A 13,394-nucleotide genomic window follows, 5' to 3' on the forward strand; every position below is an offset into this window, starting at 1 on the left:
ATTTGCGCATATGCAACGAGCAGTTCAATACTCATTATTCACGCCAGTAAGGGCTTTGCTTGATGTCAGCGCGCCGGTAAAGAATGCCAGATTGGCTGCAGCAATACGCGCTCCTGCCTGAGCATCGGTCTGTGCGAGTTTCGCATCGAGCAGAGCGTTGTTGGTCTCGTTTACAACCGTAATCGTGCCTAGCCCATTTTTATAGGACTCGAGCGCAGCGTCAAATGCAGTTGCCGACGTCTGGACAAGAACGCCAGCGGCTTTATTGGCGGCGAGGGCCGCTTTCAAGGCATTCGATGCAACGACAATTTCCGCAACTGCGTCCAATTGAATCTTTCGAAATGTTTCCGTCGCGGCGCTTTGTGAAGATTGCGCATTTTTCAACTGTGCAGCGCGAAGACCACCATCAAAAAGTGGAACTGTCGCGCCGACGAGAATGCCTGCGCCTGACGATTGATTGCCGATAGACGGCAGGCTGCCAGCATTAAAGCTGTTGGAAGTGGATGCGAGAGTGCCTGCGACGAAAACCTTTGGCATGAACTCGGCTTGTGCAACCTTGACGCCAGATTTGCTCGCCTGCAACGCTGCATAGCTTGCAATTACATCCGGGCGCCGCGACAATGCTGTTTCCAGAACCGACTGCGTCACACCGTCAAAACTTGCAGGCAGTTTCTGCTTCATCGAGCCTTCGACCCTGATCTTGACCATAGCATTCACACCCATGGCGGCGAGTAGCGCCTGATAGGTGTTTTGTTGCTGGCCCTGTGCCCTGACGATTCTCAATTCCGACTGTGCGACTTGTTGGCGGGCGAGTGCCAGTTCAACGGTCGTCGCACGGCCTTCATTCAATTTTGCCTGAACTGCAGCCAGCACCGCTTTGCTGTTGCGCAGGGCTTGTTCCGCGATCCGGGAGGCGGCAACCGATGCGCAATGCTCATAATATGTGCGCGCCACGTCAAAAATGACCTTCTGATGCATGGCGTTAAAGGTTACATTGGCCGCAAATGAAACTTGTTTTGCAGCATCCGCCAAGGCGGCCCGCTGGCCAAAATCGAAAACCAGCCATTGCAGCGCCACCGACGGCGTAACCCCTTTCAAGGTGGTATCGATATCCCGGCGTCCGATCAGCGGGACATCGACAGGGGTGGTCGTTTTCTGAGCTCCTCCAATCACATTGGCGGTGATGATCGGTAACATCGTTGCCTCGACCATCCCCACCGCAAGGGCAGCCTGACGCGCTTTTTCCCATGCATTTCGTGTGGTGGGATTACTGCGCTGCGCAATGTCGATCAATTGCGCCAGATCATATTCCGCATCTGTATCGACGGACACAGGGCTGGAAATCAAAGCAAGTTCTGGATTGGCTGTGACACCGAAATCTTTTGCTTCACTGGGGCCGGGGGAGGGTGTTCCGGGTTTTCCGGCTTCTTTCCAGGGCTTATCGGCGGCTTCGGGAGCAAGCTTCAGCGCATCTGTCGCGCAGCCACTAAGCGCCACGGCCGAAATGACAGTCAAAAATACAGCATAGGGCTTTGCTGGTTTGATCATACCTTACCATCCGCTAAAGCTTGTTCCAGATGTGTAAGATGCATGTCGATTTGCTTTGCCCCTGCAGTTTTCATTTCAACAACCAAAGAAGTCGTATCGTCCGATAAACCTTCTTCTTGCCTGCCGATAGATCCGATTTGCAATGATAAGATATTCAATCTGGCCGCAGCATCGGGTATCGCTTCAGAAGAGAAGTAGACGTCCTTGTTCAGCGAGGCAAGCTGGTCGACCGCAACAGTGAATGTTTTTTCAAGCTTAGCAGACGGTCTTAAGCCGGACGGTTCGAAAGGCAGCAGATAAAAGCAATAGCGCACCTCGTTGAGGAGGCGTTCGGTTTCTGCGACAGTCGAAATCATGTTCATACGCTGGTTTTCGGGTGCTGCAGCAATTTCGGCTACTTTTCGTGCTGCATCAGCAAGCTTTCGACGAATGACTGTTGTAACCGGTGTCGGCCATACCAGGGTCGATATGATATAGACTGCAAAGTTACCAACCAGAATACCAATGATACGGTCGCGGGCCGTGTCCATATCGGTTGTTGGGCCGAAACCCTGCAGAACAGTGAGTGTGAAAGCGAGACCAATCTGAACGCCACCATAAGAGACCTTCTCGCTCCCCGCTGTTACCCAGGCGGCAAAGAGAGCGACACAAAAAACAAGCACCATCAGACCGCCGACCGATTCCAGTTGCGGCATGAGATAGATGAGCGAAGCAATACCGATTGCTGCACCAATCAGACAACCCGTAATGCGCAAAGCAAGTTTATGAATTGTGTCTCCCGCAGTTCCCATAGCTGCAACATAGCATGTCACCATTGCAGTGTGGATGCCTTGCCAGTTTATCGCGGCGTAGAACATATAGCAGAGAATTGCTGCCAATGTGGTCTTGAGCGCAAAACGCTGGTAGACCGGATTGGTAAAGGCATCCCGAGCAAAAAAACTGCCGCCGGTTCCTTTGCTATAGGTGGTATTCTCGCTGCCCGCGATACTGCGAAAAGCCTGAAGAATACCTGCTTCCTGTCTGCTATGTAACGGTCCAAGCTCCTGCTCAGGCGACGGAATTTCCGCACCCTTATCAAGAGCTTCAATCATTTCATCGATGTGTTGAACATACTCTTTTTTGTTCTCGTCCGTCGTGTCAGACGGAAGAGCCGATACCGCAAAAAGCAACTGATAAGAAGCGGGAATGTCGGACTGAATTCTGGCTGCTTTCGCACGAGAAGTCTGATGCAAAATTTTAACAAGCATTGCCTGCTTGTTCGCATCGTCATTGGCAGAGCCCAGCTTTTCCTGCAATGGGAGCGAGGCGCCAGGGCTTTTCAAAAACAGGGCATCACGCGCAACCAGCAAGCGGCAGCGAAGTTCTGCACGCAGCAAGGATAGGCTCCAGCGCCCGCAAAACAGGCTGAAGCCAGCAATTACAAACATCGGGAGAATTGCCATCTCCCAGGCATAGCGCAGAGCAAATGAAATCACGCCATTGATCGGAACTTCATTCACCAGGCTGAGAATGAACGCAATGATCAAAGCAACGATGCTGCCCCCTTCACCAAGCTTACTCGCTGCACCGATGAAAATGAAAATGAACGATACGATGATCATTACAAGGATACGCAGCAGCGCCGATTCAACGGTCCACTGCAGCACGGGGATCATCAGGGCAACAAGCAAAGTAATCGCGATGATGGCAGCGGTCGCAACGATGGTGTTTTCGGCCCCATCGGCCTTCATCAGGAATATAACAAGATAGCAGCTGATCGCGGATTCCGGGATCTGAAACATCATGGCGATGCCAGCAACCAGCGCGCATACTGCTGCAACTCGCCAGGACGTTGCAAGGCGCCCGGGAAATGGTGCCAGATCCGCTAAACTTTCGCGGACTACACCCCGGGTGGTCGTTCTAGCACTTGTTGCCATGTAACACTGTCACAACAGCTGATGCTCCCGACCGCGCCAACTCTTCTGGCGGATTGATCAGTTTAATGCGCACCGGAAAGCGCTGGGCAATTCGCACCCAGTTGAGGTTCTTGGGAACATAGGGCAGATTGCGTGGAATGTTGATAAGCCCCTCTGACGAGACACCCCAGCCAATACCTTCAACCGTGCCTTTGACAATGATGGAGCTGTTGGCAAGAATTCGCACATGAGCACAATCGCCCACTTTGATGCCGGCAAGTTCGGTCTCTGGAAAGGTGGCTGACGCAAACCAGCTGGATGTGTCGATGAGGGTGAAAACAGATTGGCCCGGAGCAATAATCTGCCCGGTGCCGTTGAGCACACCGACAATACGACCATCGTGGGGCGAGCGTACGACGCTGTTGTCGAGATTATGCTGGGCCAATGCCAGCGCCGCCTGCCTTGCGCGCACAAGCGCCTGGGCACTATCGAGCGTACCAACCAAAACATTGGCCGCCTCAGCCTGCTTCCGTGCTTGTATCAGACTGATCTGAGCATCGTTACGCACTGTCCTGGCGTCATCAATCTGCTGGCGGGTGACGTAACCTTTCGGACCCAGTGCCTCAAGCCGCTTAAGCGTCGCTTCCGCGAGATCCAGATTTGTTCGGGCGCGCGCAACTTGCTGGTCCGCAATCAAAGCATTCTGCGATTCTGCCTTCACAGCACGTCTTTGGGAATCAAGCGCTGCTTCAGCGATCGCAAGATCAGCAGTTGTTTGCTCCACCAGAAGCCGAAGAGGTTCGGGGTCGATGGAGAAAAGCATATCGCCTTTCTTTACGGACTGGTTCTCCTGAACCGCTATCGAAACAATTCTGCCCGGAACAGTTGCTGCAATATTGACGAGATTGGCGCCAATCACAGCGTCGTCCGAAAGGGGATTATTGTGCACATCACGAAGATAAAGCCATGCCATCGCAAAGGCGGCGATGATGAGAGTGCCGGTTATGATCACACCGACGATACTGAATTCTCTATTGCTATAAGCGTTGCTCGTCATATCATCGCCCATACACAAATAAAGCAAGGCCGCAGGCGACCGCTATTGCGAGTGCGGTATATGCCGTCAGGCGGAATGGAAGCAGGTCATCCACGCCAAACCGAATAAACACAACCCTAAGCAACAGTGTGATGATTATTGCGATTAAAAGACAAAGCATCCATGAAGGAAAATACGCCCCGAATAAAGAGAATGACGGACCTGACACGCGCTAGGGTCTCCGCTACCTATTTCTGCCCACAACGGGTAAACCGCCGATTCTTGAACCCGATGCGAAGCTACGAAAATTGATAAGCGGCTTCAAGCGGCATGATCAATGGCATGTAGAATGCCTGACTGATTATTCCGAATTCTGCTCGATTTACTAAGTCCTTTCTGCCGAAGTGCTCTCGCTATTCCCGGCTTTAAAGGGACCATAAAATCCCAGAAGGCTAAACTGGACACACTTGTCCAGCTTTTCTCGTCCGGGCAAACAATCCGGACGAGTTCTCTGAGAACGGACTGGGTGCAAGAAGATTCAGAAGCTAGCAGTCAAAGATGCATAAAAGGTACGGCCGGGCCCCGGCTGCTGAACGAGACTGAGTGGATCAACATAATATTTGTCGGTAAGATTTTCGACCCTGACTGCGGCTGTATAATTCTCATTGAGCTTGTATTCAACAAACAGATCAACGAGCGTATATGGCTCCCATTCGATCTGCCTTATGAATTGAGACATGCCCTGCGCAGTTGCGTCGCCGTGACCGATTGCACGATTGGAAACATGAGATACCCGACCACCTAGGGTAAGAGCCTCTTCGAGGAACTTCTGGGTCAAAGTCATGTCGATACCATATTTGGGCGGGACAGCATTGGTTGAATAATCCGCATAAAGCGATTTGTCTTCGCAGGTCTCTGAAGTTCTGCAAAATTCGACATTCAGGTAATAATTTGCTGCAAGCTCTGCAGTAAATCCACCCAGATCATAACGTGCGGAAAGCTCAAGTCCGGAGAATTTAGCGCGATCAATATTGAAAATACGCATTCCCGGATAAATTTTGTTCGGATCCCTGTACCACTCGCGGGCGATGTAATCGTGCACATCCCAGTTGAAGTAACCAAGCTTCACCATTGCCTGATCGGTATCAGCGATGAGACTATCCTCAACAAAGTTTACACCAACTTCCCAGTTGTTTGAACGCTCCGCTTTCGTATCGGCATTTACATTCATACTAAAAGCCGTAACGGATTCCATAATGCTTGGAGCGCGAAGAGTGCTGGAGTAATTTGCATAAAACTGTGTGCCTTTGACCGGTTCGATCGTTACACCGACGGACGGACTGAAGCCCCCTTCTTTAACGGCTGCCATAGAGTAATCCATCTCGGGCAAAATAACCGTAGGATTACTTCTGTCCTTCGACCACATATAGGAATAGCGCAGGCCGCCGTTCAGCGTGAGCCAATCAATTGGCTTGTATGCTGCCTTAATATACGTTGCAGCTTCTTCGCGCTTGCCATCCCGCAGATCAAGCCAAGTATCCCATTTACGCGTGCCATCGGACGGAGATGTGTCTTCCAGTTTGTAGGAAGCACCGTAAGTCAGGTCGAGGTCGCCATAGGCCGTAGCATGGTGGGATTCGTTGCTGATATCTGCACCCCAGGTCCACAAATCCGGACCAGACTTGAAACCTGCCGGAGCACCGGCACTGCCGCCATAAGCAGGTGGGCTGCGCTGTTCAAGACGCGTGACCCAGATATTCGATTTGACATTGATCAAGTCGTTATCTTCAGGGTTCCAGCGATATTTAAATGTACCGGTATGAATGTCGGCATCAGTGGTCTTGCTCTGCTGGCGAGCTCTGGCGCTAAGCCCGTTGAGATTAGATGCCATACGGTCGCCCGCGATGCTTTGGAAACCGGTATAGCCGAGTTGCACGCTATGCCCATCGCCAAACTTGAACTTGCCTTTGATCAACCAGGACTTGGTTTCAAGTTGCGTGTTGAGGACCTGTTCCCCCGCACGATAGTTTGTGAGCCCCGTATGCTCCATATATTGCGGATACCACATCCAGTTATAAGGATCACTGGGATTTAGCTGACAAGACAATGTTGAACAGACGGATGACGGGCCGCGTTCAATAACCTCGGCTGCCGAGCCATGTTTGCCAGCATAGTAATTTCCGCGTTTCCGATATGCATAGCCTGCCAACAGTTCGAACTGCTCTTCTTTCATAGCAGCGACGATGCTTCCCGAGCCGTTCGTTGGCTCCAGAAATGGTGGCCTATTCATTGTATCGTCACTGGATGTAACCGATGGAACGAACAGGCTATCGTAATCGGGTAACTCTGGGTCATTAATCTGGGGACCAGCATAACCTTTATTAATCACCTGATATCCAGCGACCGTGTCAGCAACAGGCTTGCTTGAATTAGTACCAAAGCCGCCCTTCACACGAATGCCGAAACGATTGCCTTCCTTGACGATATCACCAGCTTCCACGGTACGCATCGCGACAGTACCGGCGATACCGCTTGATGCTGCGTCCGAACCTTTCTGGATTTCAATGCCTGCAAGCAAATCCGGATCGACAAAGGTGCGGTTCGAAATGCCCTGATAGCCCTGATAGATATTGATCGCGTTTTCAGCGCCATCAATCGTCGTTTTAACGCGACCCATCCCCTGCATACCGCGGATGTTTACATCGATAGAACCAGCGCCATTGCGTGCTTCAGCAGACATAACGCCAGCTGTACCTCTGAAGATATCAGCAGGGCTGGAGCCTCTAAAACGCTCAATGGACTGTTCGGAAATGTAAGCTGTTGGTGCCGCTGTGTAGTAAGGTGCTTCTGTAGCCAAAATGCCATTGCCACCAGTGACCGTTATTGTGTCCAGCAAAGTGGTGTTTAAGGCATCCGGAGATAACTGAATATCGCGTGTTGGATCAGCAATCGTGACGGTTGTGCCGTCAATGCTATACTTTAGACCTGACCCCGACAGCAGTCTTGAGAGTGCTTGTTCAGGTGTAAAATAACCATGAACGTCCGGACTTGTTTTTCCTGCCACCAAACTCGACTGCAGCAACAATTTCAATCCTGCGCGATCTGCGAAAGCAGTCAGAGCAGTGCCCATGTTTTGCGAACGAATGTTAAACGCGATAGTTTGTGCGGAGGCCTGTTGAGCATATGCTGCGCTAAACTGAGCCATCGGAATTGTGCTGATGATCGCGACGGATGCGAACAGGCCGCCCTTAATTGCGCTCCTTGAAATCGACCGCTTGCGTTTACTTGTTATTGCTTTGCGCATGGAATTTCGCCCGTCCTGATCATTTTTTTCAGCTGATCCGCTGCGTTATGCAGCCTCAACAGCCCTCACAGTCTCAAGGACGAAACGAATTTTTGAATCTTACACCAGAAATAATAAAAAACTTGATTATACCAGTCATCTAAGCTCTGAGCCTACATGATGTCTCATCGTAAGATGGTTATAAACGGCATCCGCGTGACGGATACAGGTAAAGTCTTCTCAATCGTTTCGAGCACGGTTTCGGGCTGCGCCAGATCAAATACGCCCGTTACTTCCAGAGAGCTCAGCTGGTTGTCGGCAATAAGAATTTTGCCAGAGCGATATCTTGATAAAGCTGCAACGACATCACCAAGCGGCTTGGCATTGAAGATCAGTTTCCCACGACGCCAGGCCGTCTCGACATCTGCATCAATTTCTTCCGGCGCTGATGGCGCGCCATGGGGCCGGTAGGTCACACGCTGATTAGCGTGTGCTCTGACAGAGTGTCCATCGGCCTCCGTAGTCCTTACCCCACTCGAAACATCGACTATGCCTTCGGACACTGTAATAACGACCTGCCGGGGACGTATATCGATGTCAAATTCGGTTCCGACAGCACGGGTTTCGCCGCCATTTGCTTCAACGATGAAAGGACGTAATGCGTCTTTCGCAACCTGAAACAATGCTTGTCCTTCAAATAAGAAAATACGACGTTCCCGCCTGTTTAACTCCATCGAAAAAGCTGAATTTCCGTTCATAACCACGGTCGAGCCATCGTCTAACAGCACCGTCTTTTGTTGGGCTGTACTGGTTACATAATCGGCATAAAGGCGTGGTCCGAAAAAGCCTACACGTTGGAAGGCCAACCCGGTTGCGCCAATTAGTGCCACACCCAGAATGGCTCTGCGTGTGAATCGTCCATTGCGTTGAGCTTTGTGTGTCCGTCGCTCCGTCGCACCAATACCGTGCCAAAGGCTCTCAGCTTCCAGCGCAGCCAGTTCATGTTCATTGCTTTGTTGACGCCATAGGTTGAATTGGGCGTGATCGTCTAAAGTAGCGCGTTCTGAGCTCAGTTTAACGACCCAGTCAATCGCTGCGTTGCTAAGACCGATATCGACGTCAAACTTTTTTCTGTCATGAACCATGTGATGATTAGTGCTCGAAAAACATGCAATTTCGCCAGACGGCCTGAAACGCACTTACCCTTTATATGACGAAACAATAGATCGAAACTTGCACCGCACAGTGCAAAATTATTGAAGATTCCTAAAATGATCTCGACAATGGCGAAGCGATTGCGCCAGATAGCGCGCCACCATGCTTTCAGAAACCCCAAGTTGATTGGCAATTTCTCTGTGAGAAAGACAATCACATCGAGCAAGAAGTAGCGCGGAACGTGCCTTTTGGGGAAGCTGCATAAGCGCAATTGCAAGTTGGCGAAGATTGTCGCGATCCAGCGCAAAAGTTTCGGGTGATGGATAACTATCGGCTATCACCTCAAGCACCTGTTCGTCACTGATGCAAAGTGCATTATGACGTCTATCTTTGCGCACCAGATCAATTGCTATGTTGCCTGCAATTCTGAGGATAAAAGCGCGTTGGTCGCGAATTTCCTGAGGGTTACTTTTTATTGAGCAAAGTCTGAACCAAGTCTCCTGCAGCGCATCTTCCGTCAATTCATGAGAATTGACACGCCTTTTAAGCGTGTCACGCAGCCATTTCAGTTGTCGGAGATAAACTGAAATAAGCTCATGCGTGTTTTCGGTTGACTGTAACGTCATGTGCGATGAATGCCTTGAGTTGGGATATCACAATCGGGCATGCTTTTAGTCAAAAGAAACGCGTCACGCAATACTATACTTATTAACTCCACTTTTGCTCGTTCAAAGTTTTGTCCTATCCGACCTCGTTTTGGATGTCGGAACAGGAGCTGAAATAACGAGGCGACCGTGTCGGAGCCACGGCCTGACGTCCGGGGAAAAGTGAAACTAGCCACTATCCAAGCCTGCACATACTGGCTGACTTGCGCTCAGCAATTCGACGTGCGCGGAAGGTTCCGAGTGCCGCTTCGCCCCATTCGGAACACAGCTGTGCCCTGTGAATTCTATCAATCAGGGTCAGTGCCGCCGAGGAAAATCATGGAAAGCAGATGAATGAGCGCTGCAATATGAGCACACAGTTGATGTAGCAACAGGACATTTCTCAATGCTATTCAACGCAAAACTCTACTGATCGACTGCACGTCACAGAAAATGGTGTTCACTGTTGATCGTAATGACAACCTCATCCCGGTTCCATTTATTACCTAGGAGTGGTGTCCGACGAGGGATATTGTTGGCATAGACGGTCGAACTTCCAAGCCCATTCAAGTACTGTCATATGGATCGCGAGACCCACCCGGTAAGCCAGCATATCTTCCACTATACGTAAGATCAGCGGAAACCCGAAATATAGCTATACGGCTTTCGCAATAATCGCGGCTTGAAAGCGAGGCGGTGATAAAGCGAGGAAAGAGACGGATGCATTGCGCTTAATTCCTCGTCCAAATTACAACGACATTAAGGTTACAGGGCCTCCGTTGGCGATATACACTGTGCTTACAATTTCTTTGCCATTACGAGCTTGCAGACGATGCGTCCGTCCACCTTTATTATGAAGCTATCCTTAAAGACGCATCCGGATATGGTCATCTAATTGCGGGATGGCTTTGCCTCTATCTTTCCTGGCGCAACAACACCGAGAAGGATAAATGCTTTGCACTCATGCAATCAATTCATCGCGTCCCTGATGGTGGTGGCTTCCCTGCTATCTCCGGCCGCTTCTATGGCTGAACAGATAGCAAAGTTCGAGCCCCTGACAATTCAGGAACAGGGAAGCCTGGCCGTTGGCGGGACGGTGGTGAGGACGCCAGGCAGGTGCAACAATAACAATCCGACCGCCGAAGGGCAGAGCTTCCATGGCGATCACCTCTATGCCTTTTATCAGATTCCCCAGGATCCGAAGCCATTGCCGATCGTCATGTTGCATGGTGCCTACCAGTCGGGTCGCAGCTGGGAAACGACGTCGGATGGGCGCGAAGGTTTCCAGACAATGTTTCTGCGCCGGCATTTTCCTGTCTACGTCGTGGATCAGCCACGCCGTGGCCGGGCGGGCAACAGCACCGTCGCTGCGAGCGTCGAGCCTGTTCCATTCGACCAGTTGTTCTTCGACCAGTTCCGTATCGGCCAATGGCCTGATTATTTCGAGAGCGTCCAGTTCGACCGCAAGCCGGAGACGCTGGACCAATTCCTTCGCTCGGTGACGCCCAACATCGGACCCTACGACGCTGTGGTCATCTCAGATGCGTTGGCGGCTCTGTTCGAAAGGACCGGACCCGGCATCTTGTTCTCGCACTCGCAGGCGGGTGGTCCCGGCTGGCTGGCGGCCATCAAGAGCCAGAATGTCAAGGGGATCGTCGCGCTGGAACCCGGTAGCGGCTTCATCTTCCCTGAGGGCGAGCTGCCCCCGGAAATGCCCAGCGCCGCTGGCACGCTGAAGCCCGATGCCGTGCCTCTGGCTGATTTCGAGAAGCTCACCCGCATCCCGATCATCATCTACTACGGGGACAATTTTCCGGTCGAGCCGACCACGGAACGTGGCCAGGACAACTGGCGTGTGCGGCTCGCCATGGCGAAGGTCTGGGTTGAGGCGATCAACAAGCGCGGCGGCGATGCCAGGCTGGTGCACCTGCCAGATATCGGCATCCGCGGTAACACGCACTTCCTCATGTCCGACCTGAACAATGCCGAGATCGCCGACCAGATATCGAAATTTCTCACCGAAAAGAAGCTTGACGGAACGACATAGCGACCTCTTTTGCGAGGTCGTGAACCCGCCATCCGCAGCGTGGAAAGGGTTCCGAAATGAGCGACGAAACCATTGATCGTTGCCGTGATCTCCGGCCTGTGCTGGCCGTTGCGCATGGGCGTGGCGTGCAATCGCTGGCCTCCCCATCGGGCTTACCTGCTATATGATGAAATGGCTTCAGCGGCCGCGATAACGAAGAATGTTCGCTAGGAGTGCCAGCGCCGGCGATTGCTGCCGTCGGCTTGGGTAATAGAGATGATAGCCGGGAAACCAGGGGCACCAATCCTCCAGAACCCGGATGAGCCGCCCGTCGGTGATGTAGGGGAGCGCTTGATCTTCGGGCATATAGGCTATGCCAAGACCATCCAGGGCTGATGACAACCGCATGGCGAGGCTGTTGAATATGAGCTGTCCTTCGCCGCGAACCTTCACTTCACGGCCCTTCTTTTCCAGACCCCAGCTGAACACTCCGCCATAAGTTGGCAGGCGTATGTTGATGCAGTTATGCGCGGTCATGTCTTGGGGTGTCTTTGGGATCGGGTATCGCTTGAAATATTCGGGCGAAGCGACAACTGCCATTCGCATCTGGGGGCCGATAGGTACCGCGATCATGTCTTTTGCTACCTGCTCGCCCATGCGCACGCCTGCGTCAAAGCCTTCCTTGACGATATCGGTGAGGCCATAGTCGATGATAATCTCGACCTTGATATCGGGATAATCCGGCAGGATACTTTTCAGCGCCGGTTGCAGGACCGAGATTGCCGGATGCTCGCCAGCCGTGATGCGTATAGTACCGGCTGGTTTGTCGCGAAACGCACTCAGTGCGGCCAGTTCGGCTTCTATTTCCTCGAAGCGGGGGGTGATGGTTCGCAGCAGGCGTTCGCCAGCTTCGGTTGGAGCAACGCTGCGTGTCGTGCGGGTCAGGAGCCGCACTCCCAGTCGCTCCTCGAGATTGCGGATTGTCTGACTGAGCGCGGAAGGTGAAACACGCAGCTTTGCGGCAGCGCGGGTAAAGCTGCGCTCCCGGGCAACGGTTCCGAATACGGCAAGATCTTTCAGATTTTCCATCTTGATTTATTAGCTCCGCTAAAAGGCCTATTCGAATTATAGCATCTTATCGCGGATATCAGCAGGCACTAAACTTCAGTTAACGATGGATAAAGAGATCAAGTGAGTTAGGACGTACCAGGTGAAGCCATTGGTCAAGATCACTCGCCGAACAATGCTGGCGACGCCGGCGCTGTTATCCTTTGCTGACAACTCCGTCGCGACGGTTAGCGAAGAGCTTGTCGACGTCGGGTCGGAAACGTGTGTCGCTTATTTTACGCGAACCGGAAACACCGCCGTGATTGCGCGTCAAATTTGTCGTGCTGTCGGCGCAAACCTCTTTGAAATCAAGCCGACAGAACCCTATCCGGAAGACTACGAGGAAACGGTTGCGCAGTCACAGCGCGAGCGTGACGCGGGCTTTGAGCCGGAGCTGTTAGAGACGGTCGCAGATATGTCCACCTACCGTACGGTATATCTCGGCTTTCCAATCTGGAGCCAGACTGCTCCGCCGGTAATTCGCTCCTTTCTTTCAGCCCACGACCTGTCGGGCAAAAGGCTGGTGCCCTTCGTCACACATGGTGGTTACGGGCTTGGCAACAGCCAGTCAGTACTCGCCGAACATGCCCCCGATGCGCTCCTCAAAGAGAGTTTTTCTATCGAAGCTGACCAAGAGCGTCGAACACTCACACAAGTGACCAGATGGCTGGCCGCGTCGCGACGTTAAAGCCAGGCCAAA

10 protein-coding genes are annotated in these 13,394 nt (G+C 52.1%); 2 read left to right on the forward strand and 8 right to left on the reverse strand.

Annotated elements, in window-relative coordinates:
- Positions 1 to 24: 24 nt before the first annotated feature.
- The 7 genes from ACSME1_RS22910 to ACSME1_RS22940 all read right to left on the reverse strand — a co-directional run bounded on the left by ACSME1_RS22910 (position 25) and on the right by ACSME1_RS22940 (position 9,543).
- Entirely contained in the window at positions 25 to 1,548 is a 1,524-nt protein-coding gene (locus tag ACSME1_RS22910; RefSeq protein WP_100557899.1) for a TolC family protein, read from the reverse strand.
- Positions 1,545 to 3,332, reverse strand: coding sequence for an FUSC family protein (locus ACSME1_RS22915; RefSeq protein ID WP_181151637.1), 1,788 nt, complete (start codon positions 3,330 to 3,332; stop codon positions 1,545 to 1,547). The genes ACSME1_RS22910 and ACSME1_RS22915 overlap by 4 nt, the downstream gene beginning before the upstream one ends.
- A gap of 115 nt (positions 3,333 to 3,447) precedes the next feature.
- Positions 3,448 to 4,500, reverse strand: a complete 1,053-nt coding sequence (gene mdtN / locus ACSME1_RS22920; RefSeq protein WP_435655562.1) for a multidrug transporter subunit MdtN — start codon at positions 4,498 to 4,500, stop codon at positions 3,448 to 3,450.
- Position 4,501: 1 nt separating this feature from the next.
- The gene (locus ACSME1_RS22925) at positions 4,502 to 4,708 is read right to left on the reverse strand and encodes a YtcA family lipoprotein (protein WP_100557897.1); all 207 of its coding nucleotides are present in this window, start codon (positions 4,706 to 4,708) and stop codon (positions 4,502 to 4,504) included.
- A 309-nt stretch (positions 4,709 to 5,017) separates the two neighbouring features.
- Positions 5,018 to 7,783 (reverse strand): TonB-dependent receptor domain-containing protein, encoded by a 2,766-nt coding sequence (locus ACSME1_RS22930; RefSeq protein WP_435655563.1) that lies wholly within the window; start codon positions 7,781 to 7,783, stop codon positions 5,018 to 5,020.
- Positions 7,784 to 7,947: 164 nt separating this feature from the next.
- Complete coding sequence (locus ACSME1_RS22935) at positions 7,948 to 8,907, reverse strand: FecR family protein (protein WP_435655564.1); 960 nt, start codon at positions 8,905 to 8,907, stop codon at positions 7,948 to 7,950.
- 108 nt (positions 8,908 to 9,015) lie between these two features.
- The gene (locus ACSME1_RS22940; RefSeq protein ID WP_100557894.1) at positions 9,016 to 9,543 is read right to left on the reverse strand and encodes an RNA polymerase sigma factor; all 528 of its coding nucleotides are present in this window, start codon (positions 9,541 to 9,543) and stop codon (positions 9,016 to 9,018) included.
- A gap of 1,042 nt (positions 9,544 to 10,585) precedes the next feature.
- Between ACSME1_RS22940 and ACSME1_RS22945 the strand changes: the two genes are divergently transcribed.
- Positions 10,586 to 11,608: an alpha/beta hydrolase gene (locus ACSME1_RS22945; protein WP_435655565.1), complete on the forward strand. Its 1,023-nt coding sequence runs from the start codon at positions 10,586 to 10,588 to the stop codon at positions 11,606 to 11,608.
- Between the two features lie 177 nt (positions 11,609 to 11,785).
- On the opposite strand, the gene ACSME1_RS22950 is transcribed toward ACSME1_RS22945, so the two are convergent.
- Positions 11,786 to 12,676 carry a LysR family transcriptional regulator gene (locus ACSME1_RS22950; protein WP_435655566.1) on the reverse strand — a complete coding sequence of 297 codons (891 nt, stop codon included), beginning with the start codon at positions 12,674 to 12,676 and terminating at the stop codon, positions 11,786 to 11,788.
- 130 nt (positions 12,677 to 12,806) lie between these two features.
- Here ACSME1_RS22950 and ACSME1_RS22955 point away from each other — a divergent pair, with 130 nt between their 5' ends.
- Positions 12,807 to 13,382 carry a flavodoxin gene (locus ACSME1_RS22955; protein ID WP_435655567.1) on the forward strand — a complete coding sequence of 192 codons (576 nt, stop codon included), beginning with the start codon at positions 12,807 to 12,809 and terminating at the stop codon, positions 13,380 to 13,382.
- Positions 13,383 to 13,394: the final 12 nt, after the last annotated feature.

The sequence above is a fragment of the Brucella pituitosa genome (assembly GCF_965577835.1).
Lineage (GTDB): Bacteria > Pseudomonadota > Alphaproteobacteria > Rhizobiales > Rhizobiaceae > Brucella > Brucella pituitosa.